This is a genomic window from Pseudomonas sp. D47, from assembly GCF_045447305.1.
Lineage (GTDB): Bacteria > Pseudomonadota > Gammaproteobacteria > Pseudomonadales > Pseudomonadaceae > Aquipseudomonas.
Genome location: NZ_JBJGXU010000046.1, coordinates 1 through 20,466, shown reverse-complemented (window position 1 = coordinate 20,466; position 20,466 = coordinate 1). Strand labels below are relative to the sequence as shown.

21 protein-coding genes are annotated in these 20,466 nt (G+C 59.8%); 11 read left to right on the top strand and 10 right to left on the bottom strand.

Annotated features, from left to right (window positions below):
- The first annotated feature begins 32 nt into the window (after window positions 1-32).
- The 3 genes from rpe to trpE all read left to right on the top strand — a co-directional run bounded on the left by rpe (window position 33) and on the right by trpE (window position 3,072).
- Window positions 33-707: a ribulose-phosphate 3-epimerase gene (gene rpe, locus ACI77I_RS23720; protein WP_034116070.1), complete on the top strand. Its 675-nt coding sequence runs from the start codon at window positions 33-35 to the stop codon at window positions 705-707.
- A complete protein-coding gene (locus tag ACI77I_RS23715) occupies window positions 704-1,522 on the top strand; it encodes a phosphoglycolate phosphatase (protein ID WP_094951417.1) in 819 nt (272 codons plus the stop codon). The genes rpe and ACI77I_RS23715 overlap by 4 nt, the downstream gene beginning before the upstream one ends.
- A 68-nt stretch (window positions 1,523-1,590) precedes the next feature.
- A complete protein-coding gene (gene trpE, locus ACI77I_RS23710) occupies window positions 1,591-3,072 on the top strand; it encodes an anthranilate synthase component I (protein ID WP_094951418.1) in 1,482 nt (493 codons plus the stop codon).
- Between the two features lie 134 nt (window positions 3,073-3,206).
- On the opposite strand, the gene estP is transcribed toward trpE, so the two are convergent.
- The gene (gene estP, locus ACI77I_RS23705) at window positions 3,207-5,129 is read right to left on the bottom strand and encodes an esterase EstP (RefSeq protein ID WP_406998540.1); all 1,923 of its coding nucleotides are present in this window, start codon (window positions 5,127-5,129) and stop codon (window positions 3,207-3,209) included.
- A 423-nt stretch (window positions 5,130-5,552) separates the two neighbouring features.
- Here estP and ACI77I_RS23700 point away from each other — a divergent pair, with 423 nt between their 5' ends.
- From ACI77I_RS23700 to ACI77I_RS23685, 4 genes are all read left to right on the top strand, one after another.
- Entirely contained in the window at window positions 5,553-6,146 is a 594-nt protein-coding gene (locus ACI77I_RS23700; RefSeq protein WP_094951420.1) for an aminodeoxychorismate/anthranilate synthase component II, read from the top strand.
- Between the two features lie 9 nt (window positions 6,147-6,155).
- Entirely contained in the window at window positions 6,156-7,205 is a 1,050-nt protein-coding gene (gene trpD / locus ACI77I_RS23695) for an anthranilate phosphoribosyltransferase (RefSeq protein ID WP_242152991.1), read from the top strand.
- Window positions 7,202-8,038, top strand: a complete 837-nt coding sequence (gene trpC / locus ACI77I_RS23690; protein WP_406998539.1) for an indole-3-glycerol phosphate synthase TrpC — start codon at window positions 7,202-7,204, stop codon at window positions 8,036-8,038. The genes trpD and trpC overlap by 4 nt, the downstream gene beginning before the upstream one ends.
- 169 nt (window positions 8,039-8,207) lie before the next feature.
- Window positions 8,208-8,903, top strand: coding sequence for a lipoyl protein ligase domain-containing protein (locus ACI77I_RS23685; protein WP_094951423.1), 696 nt, complete (start codon window positions 8,208-8,210; stop codon window positions 8,901-8,903).
- Here the strand turns inward: ACI77I_RS23685 and crp are convergent.
- Window positions 8,900-9,544 (bottom strand): cAMP-activated global transcriptional regulator CRP, encoded by a 645-nt coding sequence (gene crp / locus ACI77I_RS23680; RefSeq protein ID WP_094951424.1) that lies wholly within the window; start codon window positions 9,542-9,544, stop codon window positions 8,900-8,902. The genes ACI77I_RS23685 and crp overlap by 4 nt on opposite strands.
- A gap of 247 nt (window positions 9,545-9,791) precedes the next feature.
- On the opposite strand from crp, the gene ACI77I_RS23675 reads away from it, so the two are divergent.
- Complete coding sequence (locus ACI77I_RS23675) at window positions 9,792-10,214, top strand: OsmC family protein (protein ID WP_003194686.1); 423 nt, start codon at window positions 9,792-9,794, stop codon at window positions 10,212-10,214.
- 66 nt (window positions 10,215-10,280) lie between these two features.
- Here ACI77I_RS23675 and coq7 read toward each other — a convergent pair whose 3' ends face one another.
- From coq7 to hemJ, 6 genes are all read right to left on the bottom strand, one after another.
- Entirely contained in the window at window positions 10,281-10,928 is a 648-nt protein-coding gene (coq7, locus tag ACI77I_RS23670; protein WP_242152985.1) for a 2-polyprenyl-3-methyl-6-methoxy-1,4-benzoquinone monooxygenase, read from the bottom strand.
- A 117-nt stretch (window positions 10,929-11,045) separates the two neighbouring features.
- Complete coding sequence (locus tag ACI77I_RS23665; protein ID WP_003210943.1) at window positions 11,046-11,384, bottom strand: histidine triad nucleotide-binding protein; 339 nt, start codon at window positions 11,382-11,384, stop codon at window positions 11,046-11,048.
- A gap of 45 nt (window positions 11,385-11,429) precedes the next feature.
- The gene (locus ACI77I_RS23660; protein ID WP_094951425.1) at window positions 11,430-12,218 is read right to left on the bottom strand and encodes an SDR family oxidoreductase; all 789 of its coding nucleotides are present in this window, start codon (window positions 12,216-12,218) and stop codon (window positions 11,430-11,432) included.
- A 63-nt stretch (window positions 12,219-12,281) separates the two neighbouring features.
- Window positions 12,282-13,247 carry a DUF805 domain-containing protein gene (locus ACI77I_RS23655; protein ID WP_094951426.1) on the bottom strand — a complete coding sequence of 322 codons (966 nt, stop codon included), beginning with the start codon at window positions 13,245-13,247 and terminating at the stop codon, window positions 12,282-12,284.
- A 68-nt stretch (window positions 13,248-13,315) separates the two neighbouring features.
- Window positions 13,316-14,278, bottom strand: coding sequence for a nitronate monooxygenase family protein (locus ACI77I_RS23650; protein ID WP_094951427.1), 963 nt, complete (start codon window positions 14,276-14,278; stop codon window positions 13,316-13,318).
- Window positions 14,279-14,302: 24 nt separating this feature from the next.
- Entirely contained in the window at window positions 14,303-14,731 is a 429-nt protein-coding gene (hemJ, locus tag ACI77I_RS23645) for a protoporphyrinogen oxidase HemJ (protein ID WP_094951428.1), read from the bottom strand.
- 136 nt (window positions 14,732-14,867) lie between these two features.
- On the opposite strand from hemJ, the gene argC reads away from it, so the two are divergent.
- Window positions 14,868-15,902, top strand: coding sequence for an N-acetyl-gamma-glutamyl-phosphate reductase (gene argC / locus ACI77I_RS23640; RefSeq protein WP_064454365.1), 1,035 nt, complete (start codon window positions 14,868-14,870; stop codon window positions 15,900-15,902).
- Between the two features lie 164 nt (window positions 15,903-16,066).
- Window positions 16,067-16,417, top strand: a complete 351-nt coding sequence (gene erpA, locus ACI77I_RS23635; RefSeq protein ID WP_003176443.1) for an iron-sulfur cluster insertion protein ErpA — start codon at window positions 16,067-16,069, stop codon at window positions 16,415-16,417.
- A gap of 77 nt (window positions 16,418-16,494) precedes the next feature.
- Here erpA and ACI77I_RS23630 read toward each other — a convergent pair whose 3' ends face one another.
- Both ACI77I_RS23630 and ACI77I_RS23625 read right to left on the bottom strand, forming a co-directional pair.
- Window positions 16,495-17,586, bottom strand: a complete 1,092-nt coding sequence (locus ACI77I_RS23630) for an anhydro-N-acetylmuramic acid kinase (protein ID WP_406998538.1) — start codon at window positions 17,584-17,586, stop codon at window positions 16,495-16,497.
- Between the two features lie 3 nt (window positions 17,587-17,589).
- The gene (locus ACI77I_RS23625; RefSeq protein WP_094951430.1) at window positions 17,590-18,993 is read right to left on the bottom strand and encodes a peptidoglycan DD-metalloendopeptidase family protein; all 1,404 of its coding nucleotides are present in this window, start codon (window positions 18,991-18,993) and stop codon (window positions 17,590-17,592) included.
- Between the two features lie 210 nt (window positions 18,994-19,203).
- On the opposite strand from ACI77I_RS23625, the gene tyrS reads away from it, so the two are divergent.
- On the top strand, window positions 19,204-20,403 hold the full coding sequence (gene tyrS / locus ACI77I_RS23620; protein ID WP_069551959.1) for a tyrosine--tRNA ligase: 1,200 nt from the start codon (window positions 19,204-19,206) through the stop codon (window positions 20,401-20,403).
- Window positions 20,404-20,466: the final 63 nt, after the last annotated feature.

The following is a 20,466-nucleotide window of genomic DNA, read 5'->3' as shown; positions in this document are numbered from 1 at the left end:
GCCATCGTGATTTAGCTCAAAAAAGGTGCGTCATGCAGCCCTTCGTTATCGCTCCATCGATTCTCTCCGCCGATTTCGCCCGTCTGGGTGAAGAAGTGGACAAGGTGTTGGCCGCCGGCGCCGACTTCGTGCACTTCGATGTCATGGACAACCACTACGTGCCCAACCTGACCATCGGCCCGATGGTCTGCGCGGCGCTGCGCAAGTACGGCATCACTGCGCCGATCGATGCGCACCTGATGGTCAGCCCGGTGGACCGTATCGTCGGTGACTTCATCGAGGCCGGCGCGACCTACATCACCTTCCACCCGGAAGCCACGCTGCACGTCGACCGCACCTTGCAACTGATCCGCGAAGGCGGCTGCAAGGCGGGCCTGGTGTTCAACCCGGCCACCCCGCTGAGCGTGCTTGAGTATGTGATGGACAAGGTCGACATGGTCTTGCTGATGAGCGTCAACCCAGGCTTCGGCGGGCAGAAATTCATCCCTGGCACCCTCAACAAGCTGCGCGAAGCCCGCGCGCTGATCGACGCGTCCGGCCGGGATATCCGACTGGAAATCGACGGTGGGGTCAACGTCAACAATATCCGCGAAATCGCCGCCGCTGGCGCTGACACCTTCGTGGCCGGCTCGGCGATCTTCAACGCCCCGGACTACCAGGAAGTCATCGACAAGATGCGTGCCGAACTGGCGCTGGCGCGTCCATGAGCGGCTTTGAGCAGCTGTTCCCCGGCAAACTGCCACGGCTGGTGATGTTCGATCTGGACGGTACCTTGATCGACTCGGTGCCGGACCTGGCGGCAGCGGTGGACCAGATGCTGCTCAAGCTGGGGCGCAAGCCTGCGGGTGTTGAGTCGGTGCGTGAGTGGGTCGGCAACGGCGTGCAGATGCTGGTGCGCCGGGCCTTGGCCAATCACATCGATGCCGAAGGTGTCGATGAGGTGGAGGCCGAACACGCCCTGGAATTGTTCAACGCCGCCTATGAGGACGGCCACGAGCTGACCGTGGTTTACCCCGGTGTGCGCGACACCCTCAAATGGCTGCACAAGCAAGGCGTGGAAATGGCCCTGATCACCAACAAGCCGGAGCGTTTTGTCGCGCCGCTGTTGGATCATATGAAAATCGGCCGGTATTTCCGCTGGATCATCGGCGGCGATACCTTGCCGCAGAAGAAACCCGACCCGGCGGCGCTGTTCTTTGTGATGAAAATGGCCAATATCCCGGCTTCCCAGTCGTTGTTTGTCGGTGATTCGCGCAGTGATGTGCTGGCCGCCAAAGCCGCAGGCGTGCAGTGTGTGGCGCTCAGTTACGGCTATAACCATGGCCGGCCGATCGCCGAAGAATCACCGGCACTGGTGATTGATGACCTGCGACGGCTAATCCCCGGTTGCTTGGGAGCGGGCGCTGAGATAACGTTGGCCGACATCGAACCAACCCCTTCTGGAAACGCCATCGTGGTGGTCACTCGCAAACTCTGGATGAAAGTCATCAAGGCCCTGGCCCGCTGGCGTTGGCGCGCCTGACTGATCCTGGCCGCGCTGCGGCACGTTTGCACACCTGACCGTTTGACCCTCATGCCACGAGGCACCTCATGATCCGCGAAGAATTCCTGCGTTTGGCCGCTGCCGGCTATAACCGTATCCCCTTGGCCTGCGAAACCCTGGCCGACTTCGATACGCCGCTGTCGATCTATTTGAAGCTGGCCGACGAGCCCAACTCCTACCTGCTGGAATCGGTACAAGGCGGCGAGAAGTGGGGCCGTTACTCGATCATCGGCTTGCCGTGCCGCACCGTGCTGCGGGTGCATGATCACCACGTGAGCATCACGCTGGATGGCGTCGAGATCGAAAGCCACGACGTTGAAGACCCTCTGGCCTTCGTCGAGGCATTCAAAGCGCGTTACAACGTGCCGACCATCGCTGGCCTGCCGCGCTTCAACGGTGGCCTGGTGGGGTATTTCGGCTACGACTGCGTGCGCTACGTGGAAAAACGCTTGGGCAAATGCCCGAACCCGGACCCGCTGGGCGTGCCGGACATTCTGTTGATGGTCTCTGACGCGGTGGTGGTGTTCGACAACCTTGCCGGCAAGATGCACGCGATTGTCCTCGCTGACCCTTCCCAGGCGGGCGCCTTCGAGCAAGGCCAGGCCAGCCTCGAAGCGCTGCTGGAAAAACTGCGCCAGCCAATCACCCCACGTCGTGGCCTGGACCTCAGCCGCCCTCCGGCCGCCGACCCGATATTCCGCTCCAGCTTTACCCAAAACGACTACGAACGCGCCGTCGACACCATCAAGGAATACATCCTCGCCGGTGACTGCATGCAGGTGGTGCCGTCGCAACGCATGTCCATCGACTTCAAGGCCGCGCCGATTGACCTGTACCGCGCGCTGCGTTGCTTCAACCCGACGCCATACATGTACTTCTTCAACTTCGGCGACTTCCACGTGGTGGGCAGTTCGCCGGAAGTGCTGGTGCGGGTCGAAGACAACCTGATCACCGTGCGCCCGATCGCCGGGACGCGCCCGCGTGGCGCCACCGAAGAAGCTGACCTTGCGCTGGAAGAAGACCTGCTGAGCGACGACAAGGAAATCGCCGAGCACTTGATGCTGATCGACCTGGGCCGCAATGACACCGGCCGCGTTTCGGAAATCGGCTCGGTGAAGCTGACCGAGAAGATGGTCATCGAGCGGTATTCCAACGTGATGCACATTGTGTCCAACGTCACCGGCGAGCTGAAAGAAGGGTTGACCGCCATGGACGCGCTGCGGGCGATTCTGCCCGCGGGCACCTTGTCGGGCGCGCCGAAGATTCGCGCGATGGAGATCATCGACGAACTGGAGCCGGTCAAGCGCGGTGTGTATGGCGGCGCCGTGGGCTATTTCGCCTGGAACGGCAACATGGATACCGCGATTGCGATACGCACCGCCGTGATCAAGGACGGCGAACTGCATGTGCAGGCCGGCGGCGGGATTGTGGCTGACTCGGTGCCAGCGCTGGAATGGGAAGAAACCCTGAACAAGCGCCGCGCGATGTTCCGTGCGGTGGCGTTGGCCGAGCAAACTCCGCAAAACTGAGATCAGATGTAGATCAAAATGTGGGAGCTGGCTTGCCTGCGATAGCATCACCTCGGTCTACCTGATACACCGAGGTGTCTGCATCGCAGGCAAGCCAGCTCCCACATTGGGTTTGCGCTGGTTTCAAGACCGCATCAGAAATCCAGACTCACCCCCACACTCACCCCTTGCTGGGTCAGGCTGTCATCCTTCCTCACGTTATACGCCGCCCGTAACGCCAGCTCCTGAGTCAGCTTATGGCTGACACCCACACTCAAGCGATCCGAATTGCTGCGTGGCGTGTAGCCATCCAGTTTGAAATCGATCCCTTGCACGCTGTTGAGCGACATCTTCACCTTTTGGGTGTCGTTTTCGAATTCATGCTCGTGAGCCACTTCGCCAAACACCTGGGTTTGCGGGGTGACGCGGTAGCTGCCCTGCAGGCCTACGCCCAGGCGCTTGGAGTCGCGTTGTTGATCATCGAAGGTCAGCGCGGTAGAGCGGTTGTCTTTTTCCGAATAGCCGTTCACTTCGACCCGCGCATAGTCGGCGCTGACGAACGGTGACAAGTGCCAGTCGCTGCCGGCCCCGGCGATGTCATAGCCCACGCGGCCGCTCAAGGCCCAGAGCCAGCCGTCGGTGTCGCCTTTTTCCGAGCCTTCGCCGACGCCCAGGGCGAACTTGCGCTTAAGGCTGTCGAAGTCCAGCTTGCCGCCGGTCAGTGCGGCATCGGCCCACCAGTGATTTTGCTGATATTGCGCGAACGCGGTGCCCATGTAGCTGTTGAGCTTGTAGTTTGAATCGCTGGCGCCGGCTTCGAGTGTCTGCCGATACAGGCCGGCGGCCACGCCGACGCGCCAGTTTTCGTCGAGCCGGTAGCTGCCGCCGACGTTCAGGTTATAGCCACTGCCGTCACCGCTGGCCGAGCTGCTTTGATCATCGAAGTCCAGGTGCTGGCCGCCGCCGGCCACAATCGCGCGCCATTGGCCGACCGCTTGCCAGCTACCGTTGTCGGCCTGCCACTGGTTTCGCAGTTCATCTTGGTGGGCGCGCAAGGTGCCTTGGGCCATCTCCGGCAGCAAGGTCAGTTCCCATGGCGCTGCCAGCAGTGAATAGGCGTAGTCGGCGATCAAGCGTTGCCCGGCGATGGTGGGGTGGACCGAGTCGTTGTAGATCAGCTTGGTTGGGTCCGGGTGGGTGCCGCCAATGCCGTAGGTCGGGTTGGCGGTGCAGCTGTTACCGCTGAAGCAGGTGCCGGTGAGGTTTTGCCCGGTGGCCAGGCCGAAGCGGGCAGGGTCGGCGAAGGTTTCCTTCAGCAGCAGCGGAATATTCAGCGGGATGATCTGCGCGTCGATCTGTGACAGGCGCTGCACCAGTGACTGGTTGAAGATGTTACTCAGGGCCGAGCTTGCTGCCTGCGACGGCGTGCCATTGATGGCTGGGGTCAGGCCCAGGTCAGGCAGCATCCACACCATGATGTAGCGCGCGCCGGCTTGTTGCAGGGCTTGGGCGCTGTCTGCCAGCCGGCCGCCGGCGGCAACAGCCTGGCCCGGGCTGAGAACGCGCCCTTGCAGGAAGTCGTTACCGCCACCGGAGAGGAAGTACAGCGCGTTCGGGTCGGCCCGCCCGCCGTTTGCTGGCAGATAACCCTGGCGGCTGCGCAAAACAGTGCCGCCACCTGGGTTGCCCGGCGGAATCGCCGCGTTGGAGACTGAGGTGATGGAGTCCAGAATGTTGTCGGTGCGGTAGCCGCCCACTGCCCAGTTGTTGCCGTCAGGCAAGCCTTGGGCTGCGCGAACCGGCGAGGTGGAGGCGTTCAGGTCGTTTGGCGCTACGCCCAGTTTCGAACCCAGTAAGGTCGATGAAACCAGGCCGTAGTCGCCCTGAAACGTGGGGCCGGTGCGGTTGGTAAAGCGCAGGGTGGCGCCGTTCGAACCATCCGGGAACTGGCCGGCGTCAGCCAGGCTGTCGCCAAAGACGATCATGGTTGAGTACGGCGAAGGGGCTGCCAATGCCTGCGCGCAGGCCAGTGACAGGAGACAGCCGGCCAGGGGCGCGAAAAACGGTGGTCTGAGCATGCGAAATTCCATTTAGTTGTTTTTGTATCGAAAGCAAAACACTAGCAATGTATTGCGAGAATTCGACGAAGAAAACCGTTTTTTCCTATAAAGATTCCGTCGTGATTTCCCCGTATTCGCTGCTCCATATTGCACCGCTGGCGAGGCTACGTTACTGTGCCTGAACGTATGAATGAGACCCTCCCCGTGTTGATCATCAGCAAACTCTTGATGCGAGTAGTCAAGGCACACGCCCGTTGGCGTTGGCGCGCCTGACATTTTTCTCTGCCGGCCCGGCCGGACCTGTACCGATTTGCCTTCTTCACCCGTTGTTTGACGCCCCTTGTCGGCTAACCCTGGCAACCGGAACGTGCGTCTGGCAGCGGGTCACTCTCTTGGAAGGCGGTCATTTGAAATCAGTGAATTCAAGAGGTTTGAACCCACATGTTGCTGATGATTGATAACTACGACTCCTTTACCTACAACGTCGTGCAGTACCTGGGTGAACTCGGTGCCGAGGTCAAGGTGGTGCGCAACGATGAACTGACGGTCGCCGAAATCGCCGCCCTGAACCCGGAGCGCATCGTGGTTTCGCCTGGCCCTTGCACGCCGACTGAAGCCGGTGTGTCCCTGGAAGCGATCAAATATTTCGCCGGCAAGTTGCCGATCCTGGGCGTGTGCCTGGGCCACCAATCCATCGGCCAAGCCTTTGGCGGTGATGTGGTGCGCGCGCGTCAGGTGATGCATGGCAAGACCAGCCCGGTGTTCCATAAGGACCTCGGTGTATTCCACGGCCTTAACCTGCCGGTGACGGTAACCCGCTACCACTCGCTGGTGGTCAAGCGTGAGACCCTGCCGGAGTGCCTGGAACTCACCGCCTGGACCCAACTGGAAGACGGCTCGGTCGATGAGATCATGGGCCTGCGCCACAAAACACTGAATATCGAAGGGGTGCAATTTCACCCCGAGTCAATCCTGACCGAGCAGGGCTACGAGCTGTTCGCTAACTTTCTCAAGCAGAGCGGCGGCACGCGCTAAGGACTTTCCATGGATATCAAGACTGCCCTGAGCCGTATCGTCGGCCACCTGGACCTGAGCACCGCTGAAATGAGCGATGTGATGCGCGAGATCATGACCGGCCAATGCACGGACGCGCAGATCGGCGCGTTCATGATGGCGATGCGCATGAAGAGCGAAAGCATCGACGAAATCGTCGGCGCCGTGTCGGTGATGCGTGAGCTGGCTGACAAGGTCGAACTCAAGACCCTCGACGGTGTGGTCGATGTGGTCGGCACCGGCGGTGACGGTGCGAATATTTTCAACGTGTCGACGGCGTCCTCCTTTGTGGTCGCGGCCGCCGGCTGCACCGTGGCCAAGCACGGTAACCGTGCGGTCTCCGGCAAGAGCGGCAGCGCCGACTTGCTGGAGGCGGCCGGCATCTACCTGAACCTGACGCCGGTACAAGTGGCGCGCTGCATCGACAGCGTCGGCATTGGCTTCATGTTTGCCCAGTCCCACCACGGCGCGATGAAACACGCCGCCGGCCCGCGCAAGGACCTTGGCTTGCGCACCCTGTTCAACATGCTCGGCCCGCTTACGAATCCGGCCGGTGTGAAACATCAGGTGGTCGGCGTGTTCAGCCAGGCGCTGTGCCGCCCGCTGGCCGAAGTGTTGCAACGCCTGGGCAGCAAGCATGTGCTGGTGGTGCATTCCAAAGACGGCCTGGACGAATTCAGCCTGGCGGCCCCGACCTTTGTGGCGGAGCTGAAGAACGACCAAGTCACCGAATATTGGGTTGAGCCCGAAGACCTCGGCATGAGAAGCCAGAGTTTGCATGGCCTGTCGGTGGAAAGCCCGGCGGCCTCGCTGGAGCTGATTCGTGATGCCTTGGGGCGTCGCAAAACAGAAAACGGCCAGAAAGCTGCCGAAATGATCGTACTGAATGCCGGTGCGGCACTCTATGCGGCAGACCATGCCTATAGTCTTAAAGAAGGTGTCGCGTTGGCTCATGATGCGCTGCACACCGGCCTGGCTCGCGAGAAGCTCGAAGAACTCGGGGCATTCACCGCAGTATTCAAGATGGAGAATGAAGGATGAGTGTGCCGACCGTTCTGGAAAAGATCCTGGCCCGCAAGGCTGAAGAAGTCGCTGAGCGCCGCGCGCGCGTCAGCCTGGCTGAGTTGGAAGGCCTGGCGAAAAGTGCCGATGCCCCGCGCGGTTTTGCCAATGCTCTGATTGCCCAGGCCAAGCTCAAGCAGCCGGCCGTGATCGCCGAGGTCAAGAAGGCCTCGCCGAGCAAAGGTGTGATCCGTGAGCACTTTGTGCCGGCTGACATTGCCGTCAGCTATGAGAGGGGCGGCGCAACCTGTCTGTCGGTACTGACCGACATCGACTTCTTCCTGGGTTCCGACCTGTTCCTGCAACAGGCCCGCGCTGCGTGCAAGTTGCCGGTAATCCGCAAGGACTTCATGGTCGACCCCTATCAAATCGTCGAAGCCCGTGCCCTGGGCGCCGATTGCGTGCTGCTGATCGTCTCCGCACTGGATGACGTGAAGATGGCTGAGCTTGCGGCCGTGGCCAAAAGCGTCGGCCTGGATGTGCTGGTGGAAGTGCACGACGGCGATGAGCTGGAGCGTGCACTGAAAACCCTCGACACACCGTTGGTGGGGGTCAATAACCGTAACCTGCACACGTTTGAAGTCAGCCTGGAAAACACGCTGGACCTGCTGCCGCGTATTCCACGTGACCGCCTGGTGATTACCGAGAGCGGCATCGTCAACCGCGCTGATGTGGAACTGATGGAAATCAGCGGTGTGTATTCGTTCCTGGTGGGTGAGACCTTTATGCGCGCCGAGAACCCGGGGGCGGAACTGCAGCGTTTGTTCTTCCCGGAGCGCGGTGTGGCGGTTAGCGGCTCCACCCTGGATTAATTTGAAACACAGTCAATGTGGCAGCTGGCTTGTGTGGGAGCTGGCTTGCCTGCGATAGCATCACCTGGGTGTAACTGATACACCCAGGTGTCTGCATCGCGGGCAAGCCCGGCTCCCACACTTGCCGGCTCCCACATTTGGAATGGGTTTGCGCAGTGAGGATGGCGCAATGATTAAGCCAGTCGCGATGACCGTTGAAGCAGGCCTCGCCGCCGAGCAAGAACTGCTGGCAGCTGTTTGCGCCGGTGAGCAGGCATTTGGACTGTTGTTCTGGCAGCCCAGTGATCAAGCATTGGTGATGCCGCGCCGCTTGAGCCGGTTGCCGGCGTTCGACGCCGCCAGCCAAGTATCAGACGAAGCCGGCTGGCCGGTATTGCTACGGGAAACCGGCGGTGAGCCGGTGCCGCAATCTGCCGCGACCGTCAATATCGCCTTGGTGTACGCGCCGCCGCGCAGCGAAGGCGATCAGGGCCGCATCGAAACCGGCTACCAGCGTTTGTGCCAGCCGATTTGTGACTTGCTGATCGAGTTGGGCGGCGATGCGTCCGTCGGTGAAATCGACGGTGCGTTCTGCGACGGTCGCTACAACGTCAACCTCAATGGCCGAAAAATGGTGGGCACTGCCCAGCGCTGGCGGCAGAGCGGTGGCCGCCCGGTGGGGTTGGTGCACGGCGCGTTGTTGCTGGATAACGACCGCGAGGCGTTGATTGCGGCAGTCAATCGCTTCAATGAAGCGTGTGGCCTCGACCAGCGAGTGCGTGCCGACAGCCATATCGCACTGCACGAAGCATTCCCCGCGCCGGATGCGATCAGCCGGCTGGATACCTTGTACCGGCAGATGCTGGCCGGTTTTGTGCCGGGTTAACGCGTCCCGAACACCACCATTGTCTTGCCTTTGACGTGCACCAGGTTGCGTTCTTCCAAGTCTTTGAGCACGCGCCCGACCATTTCCCGTGAGCAGCCGACAATACGCCCGATTTCCTGGCGTGTGACTTTGATCTGCATGCCGTCCGGGTGGGTCATTGCGTCAGGCTGTTTGCACAGTTCCAGCAGGCAACGCGCCACGCGCCCGGTGACGTCAAAGAACGCCAGGTCGCCGACTTTGCGCGTGGTGTCGCGCAGACGTTGGGCAATCTGACCGCTCAGCGCGTAGAGAATGTCGGGATCATGCTGGGCCAATTCGCGAAATTTCGCGTAACTGATTTCGGCGACTTCGCACTCAATCTTGGCGCGCACCCAGGCGCTGCGCTCCTGCTCTTTGCCGGCTTGTTCGAATAGCCCTAGCTCGCCGAAGAAATCCCCGGTATTGAGGTAGGCGATGATCATCTCGCGGCCGTCTTCGTCCTCGATCAGGATGGTGACCGAGCCCTTGATGATGAAGAACAGTGTTTCGGAGCGTTCACCCGCGCAGATGATGTTGTGCTTGGCCGGATAACGTCGGCGTTGGCAGTGCATCAGCAGCTTGTCGAGGTTCTTGATCTTGGGTGTGGGAGTAAGAGCAACCATGGTTGTATCCCGAAAAGACTGCACGGTGTGGTTGGATTTATTTTTATCCAGCGGGGTGGGCATTGATACACGCTGTACAAAGGATGGCAATGCGCCATTGAATTGGCGCCAGCTTACCAGACACATTCTGCCTCGATTAAGGAATTTACCCGGCAAACGTTGTCATTGATCGTTTTCAGGAAGAAAGCTGCTGCTTCGAGGCCCTGTGCTAAGCTGGCGACCCTTTTTTAGCAGTGGAGTCTGGGCGATGAAGGCACGCATCCAATGGGCGGGCGAAGCCATGTTCCTCGGTGAATCGGGCAGTGGCCATGTAGTGGTCATGGACGGCCCGCCGGAAGCCGGTGGCCGTAACCTAGGCGTACGCCCGATGGAAATGCTCCTGCTGGGTGTTGGCGGTTGCAGCAATTTCGATGTGGTCAGCATCCTGAAGAAATCCCGACAGGCTGTGGAAAGCTGCGAAGCTTTTCTGGAAGCCGAGCGCGCCACTGAAGATCCCAAGGTGTTTACCAAGATCCATATGCATTTTGTGGTGAAGGGCAGGGCGCTGAAAGAAGCTCAGGTCAAGCGTGCCATTGAGCTGTCAGCTGAGAAGTATTGCTCGGCGTCGATCATGCTCGGCGCAGCTGGTGTGGTCATCACTCATGATTACGAGATCATCGAGTTGGGTTGATCGCCAGTCGGCAAAAAAGAAGGGCGCCTCGATGGCGCCCTTTTTTGTGGATCAGATTCGATGCACCTAAATTCGATAGGTGCTTTTGGTCATGACCTTGGCCAAAAGGCTCATGCCAAACCTGACTGGCGCCGGGAAGCGGAAACCGCCCGCATCCAGTGCGCTTTCGGCGTGATGTTCTTCATCAATGCGCATCTGCTCAAGGATGGCGCGGGACTTTTCGTCTTCGGCCGGCAGTTGCTCAAGGTGCTCATCCAGGTGTTTGCACACCTGATGTTCGGTCGCGGCGACAAACCCGAGGCTGACCTTGTCGCTTATCAAGCCGGCAGCCGCACCGATACCGAACGATAAACCGTAAAACAGTGGGTTCAACACGCTGGGATGGCTACCCAGCTGGCGAATGCGCTGCTCGCACCAGGCCAGGTGGTCGATTTCTTCCTCGGCGGCATGTTCCATTGCTGCACGTACTTGCGGCAGCTTGGCAGTCAGCGCCTGGCCCTGGTACAGCGCCTGGGCACAGACTTCGCCGGTATGGTTGATACGCATCAGGCCGGCGACGTGGCGGGTGTCGATTTCGCTCATCTGCGCGTCAGGCTGCACGATGGCGGGCGATGGGCGGTACGGTTGGCCGCTGAACGGCAACAGCGTGCGCATGGCCATGTCGGCTTGCAGCAACAGGCGGTCAATCGGCGAGTAGTGACGTTGGGTAGTCATGCTGACCTCCGGGAGGAATCTCGGCGGCCAGTTTACCGCAAGAGAGGGCGAAGCGTTTGCGCTGAGTCAAGGGCATGAGGTCGCAGCCTGGGGCCACGACCTATGCAGCAAGGCTGATCAGCCCGGTGGCCAGTTCATCTGGCGCTGACCCAGTACGTGCATGTGGATGTGGTAAACGGTCTGGCCGCCATCCTCATTGCAGTTCATGACTACGCGAAAGCCTTTCTCGCAGCCTTGCTCCACCGCCAGCCGCTGAGCGGTGAACAGAATGTGGCCGGCCAGGGCTTTGTCTTCTTCGGTGAGGTCATTGAGGGTGCGAATCGGCTTTTTTGGAATGACCAAAAAATGCACGGGCGCCATTGGGGCAATGTCGTGGAAGGCGAGGACCTGGTCATCTTCGTAGATGATCTTCGCCGGTATTTCCCTGTTGATGATCTTGGTGAACAGAGTATCCACAGCTGTTTCTCCATTGTGAAAGTGCAGGGGAGTGTACCCAGCCAGTCAGCGTGGGCAATAGGCCTTGTTGATCGCGCCGGCAATCTTGCGCGTCAGCCAGCGTGGGCTAAAACGCGGGCTGAATGCCAGCCAGCGGTTGCGTCGGCCGGGAATGATGATGGCTTTGTTTTTTTCCAGTGCGCGAACGGTGTAGAGCGCGACTTCTTCCGGGCTCATCAACTGTTGGCTGCGGTCGAGCTTGGCGGTGTCCATTTGCGCGGTGCCGAAGAACGCGGTGCGCGTAGGGCCAGGGCACAGCACCGATACCTGGATGCCGCAGGTCTTCAGCTCTTCGCGCAGGCCTTCGGAAAAGTGCAGCACATACGCCTTGCTGGCGTAATAGCTGCTCATCCAGGGGCCGGGCTGGAAGGCTGCAACCGAGGCAACATTGAGAATATGCCCGCCGCCCTGCAACGCCATGGCATTGCCCAGGGCATGGCACATGCGGGTCAGGGCGAGGATGTTGACTTCGATCAGGTCTTGTTCGGTCATCCAGTCCTGGGCCAGGAAGGGCCCGCTGGTGCCCATGCCGGCGCAGTTGACCAGCAGGTCGATCTGGCGCTCACCCTCTTCAAGTTCCAGCAGAAACCCGGACAAACGCAATGGCTCACCCAAGTCGCAGGCTCGAAACAGCACCTCGACGCCGAAGCGTTGAGTCAGTTCGATTGCAATGCTTTCCAACTGATCACGCTGGCGGGCTACCAGAATCAAGCTGCGGCCGCGACGGGCCAGTGCTTCGGCCAAGGCCAGGCCGATGCCGCTGGAGGCACCGGTGATCAGAGCGTAACGGGTCATGCCTTTCTCCATCGCAACGCCGCCGGGCCTGTGACAGAGGCATCACAGGCGGCGGGCGTTTCTTCACTGTTCTGGAGAGTCTACAGGTTCGGCCGCGTCGTCAGCACTTTGCGCGCCTTCTTCTTCATCAACGGTGACGCTTTGATCGGTGGCGTCATCGGAGGTGATGGAGCTGCTTTCGTAGCTGCTGTCTATGTTGGCTTCGAGCTGATTCAGGTAGCCGTTCATGCCCAGCGTCACCAGAATGGCGAGCATCACCGGAATGAACGCCAGCCACAGCGCGGCCAGCACTTTTACCGCTGTGGAGTTGCGCGGCGGCGGCGGGCCGTACTGGTTGGCGCCGGTATTGCCCGGCAGTACCAGCAACAGCAGTGGGAAAATGCTGTTTACGAACGGCACCAGGTTCAGGAAGTACAGCCAGCCTGACCACCCGAGGTCGTGCAGGCGCTGCACACCGATTTGCACACTGACCCAGACAATCGCTACAAACAACGCGAAACCCAGCAGCGAGCCAAGAATGACGCCCGCTGTTGGCGAGGCGGTCGCCACGGCGAAGCTAGCGGTGGAGATGATCCCCCCAATGACCAGCATCGCGATGGTCAGTACCAGCGTCCAGGCCAGGTAGCGCAGGCGGCCGATACGCCCGTGGATGGTGAAGACTTTGAGCGTCGAGTACTCAGCAGTGTTGTCACCCACAGCGGCACGCGGCGGTGCATAGGGCGAAGCGGCAGGACGTGAGAAGTCCGAGGCGCCGGAATCGGTCTCGTGCGCTTCGGCCAAGCTGAAGGCCACAGGTTGTTCAGGCTCGATACGGGCATCGACACCGGCGTTTTGCAGCGCGGTGAGGTAGGTTTCGGCGTCGGAACGCGACAGGTCACGCTTGAGCGCTACCGAGCGGCCGGTGAAGAGTTTCTCGATGGCTTCCACATCGCTTTTGAATAGCTCGGCGAGGTTCAATTTGGCGGTTGTGCTTTCGACACCCGGGAGCAAGGCTCCGTCAAACACAATCTTGAAACGGTTGTCGCTCATGCGGGCATCCTTGTCACTTAATCAGGAAGGGGAGTGCAGGTCGGCTTAATCAGCAGACCTGGCGGTGATCAACGCGGCCATTGTAACTGGGTGGCCTGCTCGCGCGCTTTGCGATATTCGGCATCCAGGCGCGCAATCAGTTCATCGACGCTGGGCAAGTCATCAATTTCACCGACGCCTTGGCCGGCGGACCATACCGTTTTCCAGGCCTTGGCCTCCTCGCTCAACGGCTTGAGCTTGGAACCAAAATTGACTTCACCTTTGCCCTGCAGGGCGGCGAGGTCGAAACCGGCGTTTTCCAGGCTCTGGCGCATAAAGCTGGCGGGCACGCCGGAGACTGCCGGAGTGTGCACGATGTCGGCAGCGCGCGATGTGAGCAGCATCTCTTTATACGCATCCGGGGCATGGCTTTCGGTGGTGCCGATAAAGCGTGTGCCGAAATAAGCCAGGTCTGCGCCCAGCAATTGGGCGGCGAGGATCTCGTGCCCATGGTTGAGGCAGCCGGCCAACAGCAGGGTTTTGTCGAAGAATTGGCGAATCTCTGCAATTAACGCGAATGGGCTCCAGGTGCCGGCATGGCCGCCTGCGCCTGCGGCCACGGCGATCAGGCCATCAACACCTGCTTGCGCGGCTTTTTCGGCATGGCGCCGGGTGGTGACATCGTGAAACACCAAGCCGCCGTAACTGTGCACGGCATCCACCAGTTCCTTCACCGCGCCCAGGCTGGTAATCACGATCGGCACCTTGTGCTCGACGCAGATCGCCAGGTCGGCTTCCAGGCGTGGGTTACTGTTGTGCACGATCAGGTTAACGGCATAGGGCGCGGGGTTGTCCAGTTGTGCCAGGCCCGCTTCGATTTCTTCCAGCCAGGCTTTGAAACCACTGCTTTCGCGCTGGTTGAGCGCTGGGAAACTCCCGACCACGCCATTGCGACAGCAGGCTAGGACCAGCTGCGGGTTGGAAATCAGGAACATCGGCGCAGCCACTACGGGCAGGCGCAGACGTTGTTCAAGCAAAGCGGGCAATGACATTGGAGGTACCCCGAGTGATTGAAGTTAAAACGGTTTGACCACGACCAAAATTACGATAGCCAGCAATATCAGAACCGGCACTTCATTGAACCAGCGATAAAAGACATGGCTGCGGGTGTTTTCGCCACGGGCGAAGCGTTTTACCTGCGCGCCGCACATATGGTGGTAGCCGATCAGCAGTACGACCAAGGTCAGCTTGGCATGGAGCCAGGCGCCGGATTGAAAGATGGCAGGGTTGAGGTAGATCAGCCAGCCGCCGAATATCAGGGTGGCGATCATCGCCGGGCCCATGATGCCGCGATAGAGCTTGCGCTCCATGATGCAGAAGCGTTCTTTGCTGACGGTGTCCTCACTTTGCGCGTGGTAGACGAACAGGCGTGGCAGGTAGAACAGCGCGGCAAACCAGCAGACGACGCTGACGATGTGGAAGGCTTTGATCCATAGATAGAGCATTTCTAATTATTCCCAGGTTCACGGTAACTGAAGATAGTAGTGGCTCATGCGCCCGTACGTCACGTTGACGGTTGTCGCAGGACGATACGGCCCCTATTATCGACGGCTTTCCAGTGGGTTCGTTGAGGGCAGGTTTATGGTCAAGGTCGGTATCGTCGGCGGCACGGGTTACACCGGTGTCGAATTGCTGCGTCTGTTGGCTCAGCATCCGCAAGCAGAGGTGGTGGTCATCACTTCCCGATCCGAGGCCGGGCTGGCCGTGGCCGATATGTACCCGAACCTGCGAGGCCACTATGATGGCCTGGCGTTCAGCGTGCCGGACATCAAGACCCTGGGTGCCTGTGACGTGGTGTTCTTTGCCACGCCTCACGGTGTTGCGCATGCGTTGGCTGGCGAACTGTTGGCGGCGGGCACCAAGGTCATCGACCTGTCTGCCGACTTCCGCTTGCAGGATGCTGATGAGTGGGCCAAGTGGTACGGCCAGCCACATGGCGCGCCTGAGTTGTTGGAAGAGGCGGTGTACGGCCTGCCGGAAGTCAATCGCGAGCAGATCAAGCAAGCGCGCCTGATTGCCGTGCCGGGTTGCTATCCGACCGCAACGCAGCTGGGTTTCCTGCCATTGCTGGAGGCCGGCTTGGCAGATACTTCGCGCCTGATCGCCGACTGTAAGTCGGGTGTGAGCGGTGCCGGTCGTGGGGCAGCGGTAGGTTCGCTGTACTCTGAGACGTCGGAAAGCATGAAGGCCTATGCGGTAAAAGGGCATCGTCACTTGCCGGAGATTCGCCAGGGGCTGCGTCGCGCCGCCGGTAAAGACGTGGGCCTTACCTTCGTGCCGCACCTGACGCCGATGATCCGTGGCATTCACTCCACGTTGTACGCCACCGTGGTGGATCGCTCGGTAGACCTGCAAGCCTTGTTTGAAAAACGCTACGCCAACGAACCGTTCGTCGATGTAATGCCTGCCGGCAGCCACCCGGAAACCCGTAGCGTGCGCGGTGCCAACGTATGCCGGATTGCCGTGCATCGTCCGCAGGATGGCGACCTGGTGGTGGTGCTGTCGGTGATCGACAATCTGGTTAAAGGCGCTTCGGGCCAGGCTGTGCAGAACATGAACATCCTCTTCGGCCTGGATGAGAAGTTGGGCCTGTCCCACGCTGGAATGCTGCCGTAAGGCTTGGCGACTGATTACAAAAGGCCCGTTGATCGGGCCTTTTGTGTTTTTAAGGGCAGCAGCGCAGATTGATATACCGTAACAATAGTTGACCGCTTTTCTAGGAGAAGCGGATAATGCCCGTCATTACGCATATGGCGGCGGTACGCCGGGAGATTATCAGCATGAGCGTTGAGTCCTTCACCCCCACGGCTTTGCAATTCACCCACGGTGCTGCGCACAAGGTGAAGAGCCTGGTCGATGAAGAGGGTAATGATCGCTTGAAGCTGCGCGTATTTGTTACGGGCGGCGGTTGTTCAGGGTTTCAGTACGGTTTTACCTTCGATGAAGATGTGGCCGATGACGACACCATCGTCGAGCGCGAGGGCGTCAGCCTGGTCGTGGACCCGATGAGCTTCCAATACCTGGCAGGTGCCGAGGTGGATTACCAGGAAGGTCTGGAAGGCTCGCGTTTCGTGATCAAGAACCCTAATGCCACAACGACGTGTGGCTGCGGGTCTTCGTTCTCGATCTGATCGACTGCGCGATACAAGAACGCCGCTTGGCTTTGATCGGCCAAGCGGCGTTTTGCTGTCTGCGAATTATGAAGACGTCAGGCCGGGTAGATCGCGCCCAGTACCCGCAGCCCGAGTGCGCCGGTGACGCTGGGGCGGTTGGCGGCGATGCCTTCGAGGCAGCAATGCGCCAGCCAGGCGAAGGCCATGGCTTCGACCCAGTCAGGATCGACGCCATAAGTGGCGGTGCTGCTGACCTGGGTGGAAGGCAACAGTGCCGCCAGACGACTCATCAGTGCGGCGTTATGCGCGCCGCCGCCACAGATCAGCAGGGTTTCGGTGTCGGTCTGTGCGGCTTGCAGGGACTCGACGATGGTGAGTGCCGTCAGTTCAAGCAGGGTTGCTTGCACATCCTGGGGTTGCAGTGCTGGCAATCGACCGAGGTGGAGTTGCAGCCATCCCAGGTTGAAGACTTCTCGGCCGGTACTTTTTGGGCCTTTAGTCAGGAAGAAGGGATCGCTGAGCAGGGTGTTGAGTAGTTGAGCCTCGACCTTGCCACTGGCCGCCCATTGGCCGTCGCGATCAAAGTGCTCACCACGTTGATGGTGAATCCAGGCATCCAGCAGCACGTTGCCCGGCCCGCAGTCAAAGCCGGCTACGGGCTTGCCCGTCTCGATCAGGCTGAGGTTACTGAACCCGCCGACGTTCAATACGGCACGGTTGCCGCTGTGTTCACCAAATAATGCTTCATGAAAGGCGGGTACCAGCGGCGCGCCTTGGCCGCCAGCGGCCACATCACGGCTGCGGAAATCGCTGACGACGGTAATGCCTGTCAGTTCGGTCAGCAGGGCGGGGTTGCCAATCTGCACGGTAAAACCTCGAGCAGGTTCATGGCGGATGGTCTGGCCGTGGCTGCCAATCGCCCGGATGTCCTGAGGCTTGAGGTTCTGTTGTTCCAGCAAAGCATGGATGCCCTGGGCGGCAAGTGTCACCCAGTGCTGCTGGGCGATTGCCGAGCGGGCGATCTCGTCCGGGCCGCTGGCGCATAGGTTCAGCAACTCAGCACGCAGGCTGTCGGGCATCGGGATGTAGTGCGTGGCGATCAGTTTGATCGCCGGGTCTTGTTCGATCAGGGCGATATCCAGGCCATCAAGGCTGGTCCCGGACATCACACCTATATAGCGCGGCATACCTTAGCGCTTCGCCGAGGCCAGCAGGGTAGAGCGCTCCTGGTCCATGCGTGCCATCAGCGGCTGGCTTTGCTGCAGGAAGCGGGCCCGCTCGGCTTTGGCGATCGGGTCGGCCATCGGCAGCTTCTGGCCCAGTGGGTCAACGTGGACGCCATTCACCTGGAACTCATAGTGCAAGTGCGGACCGGTGGACAGGCCGGTGGTACCGATATAACCGATTACTTGGCCTTGCTTCACGTTGCCGCCCGTCGACACGCCCTTGGCGAACCCTTGCATGTGGCCATACAGCGTACGGTAGGTGTTGCCGTGCTGGATGATCACAGTATTGCCGTAGCCGCCGCGACGCCCGGCCAGCAGAACCTTGCCGTCACCGGCCGCCTTGATTGGCGTGCCACGTGGGGCGGCATAGTCGACGCCTTTGTGGGCGCGGATCTTGTTCAGGATCGGATGCTTGCGCCCCATCGAGAAGCGCGAGCTGATGCGGGCGAAGTCCACTGGCGTGCGGATGAAGGCCTTGCGCATGCTGTTGCCATCAGCCGTGTAGTAGCTGCTATTGCCTTGTTTGTTGGTGTAGCGCACTGCGGTGTAGGTCTTGCCGCGGTTGGTGAAGCGTGCGGACAGGATATTGCCAGTGCCGACGACTTTGCCGTTGGCGACTTTCTGCTCGTAGATCACGTCGAATTCGTCACCCTGGCGGATGTCCTGGGCGAAGTCGATGTCGTAGCCAAACACACTGGCCATGTCCATGGTCATGCTGTGGGACAGGCCCGCGCGGGCGGCCGATTGCGACAGGGAGCTGTTGATCACGCCGTGTACGTAGGCGGAGCGCATAACCGGTTTGGTGGTGGTGCGGTTGAAAGCGAAGCCTTTGGCGCCCTTGGTCAGGGTGATGCTTTCGAGGTCGCTGACACTGCTGTGCAGGTTGTTCAGCTGGCCGTTGGGCGACAATTCGAATTCAAGTTTCTGGCCGTGTTTGAGCTGAGTGAATTGTTTGGCTTGTTTATCGCTGGCCAGCACCTCATTAACAGTGGCAGCTGGCAGGCCGACCTTCTCGAACAGGGTCGACAGCGTGTCGCCTTTGGCCACGATCACTTCGCGGTGCAGCGGGTTCTTGGCCGCGGGCGGCTCTTGGGTGGCTTGTTGAGTGTCCCCAGGCGTGCTTTCTATCTGTGCGAACGGCGACTCAACAGGTGCATTTGTGGCTTGTTGCACGTCGGCAGCGTCTTGATCTTGTGTCAGTTGGTCAACTGGACTTTCCAAGTCAAGGCTCAGGGACGTTCGTTTGGCTTCTACGTCACTGGAAGGGAATACCAGGAGTGCCAGGCTGAGAAGGGCGGCGATACCACTTGCGGCGAGCAGGTGGGTCTTCGGGTAAAGCGGCGGCGCTTTAGACGGTTCTGTGGTCATAAGTAGTTTTTGACTTTAAAGATGAAATGGAAAAGATGAATGACATGATGAAGATGAAATAACTGTATAAAATATAACCAAATCATCTGTGGCGCAAGCTCGCGAACGCTGGGCTTGCTGAACGGTGTCCGTGCGCAGGGCAAAACTTGTAATTAGTCCCTGATCTTGTATGGTTGGTTCCCTTTTGAATCTGAGCCTTGCGGGTCTGTTATGAAGTCGGTTGAAGAGCAGCTAGCGCTGATAAAACGTGGTGCGGAAGAACTGTTGGTCGAGGCCGAGCTGATCGAAAAGCTCAAGCGTGGCCAACCCCTGCGTATTAAGGCTGGCTTCGATCCTACGGCGCCGGACCTGCACCTGGGTCATACCGTGCTTATTAATAAGCTGCGTCAGTTCCAGGAGCTGGGGCATCAGGTCATCTTCCTTATAGGTGACTTCACCGGGATGATCGGCGATCCGAGCGGCAAGAGCGCGACGCGTCCGCCGTTGACCCGTGAACAGGTTCTCGATAATGCCGAGACCTATAAGACCCAAGTGTTCAAGATTCTCGATCCAGCCAAGACCGAGGTGGCGTTCAACTCCACCTGGATGGACCAGATGGGCCCGGCGGACTTCATTCGCCTGACATCCCAGTACACCGTGGCGCGCATGCTTGAGCGTGACGACTTCGACAAGCGCTACTCCACCAACCAGCCAATTGCGATTCACGAGTTCTTGTACCCGTTGGTTCAAGGGTATGACTCGGTGGCGTTGCGCGCGGACGTTGAGCTGGGTGGCACTGATCAGAAGTTCAACCTGCTGATGGGGCGTGAACTGCAGCGTGCATACGGGCAAGAGGCTCAGTGCATTCTGACCATGCCGTTGCTGGAAGGGTTGGATGGCGTCAAGAAGATGTCCAAGTCTTTGGGTAACTATGTCGGTATCCAGGAAGCGCCGGGTGTGATGTACGGCAAGCTGGTTTCTATTCCTGATGCGCTGATGTGGCGTTACTTCGAGCTGTTGAGCTTCCGCTCGATGGACGAGATCAATGCGCTGCGTGCTGAAGTCGAGGCGGGCGCCAATCCGCGCGACGTGAAGATCAAGCTGGCGGAAGAAATCGTTGCGCGCTTCCATGGTGAAGAGGCTGCGGCGAGTGCTCATCGTGCGGCAGGTAATCGCATGAAAGATGGCGAGCTGCCGGATGATCTGCCGGAGATCGAGTTGACCGCTGCTGAGGCGATGCCGATTGCCGCTGTCCTTAATAAGGCTGGCCTGGTGAAGAACTCGGCAGTTGCTCGCGATCTGTTGGGCTCCGGCGGTGTGCGTATAGATGGTGAGGTTGTAGATCGCACCTTTATATACGAGCTAGGCGCGACCCACGTTTGCCAGGCTGGGAAGAAGGCATTTGCGCGTATTACGCTCAAATCCGAATAAACCTGAAATTAAGTGTTGACGGCGTTTTGTATCTGTCTATAATTCGCCCCACTTCCGGCGCAC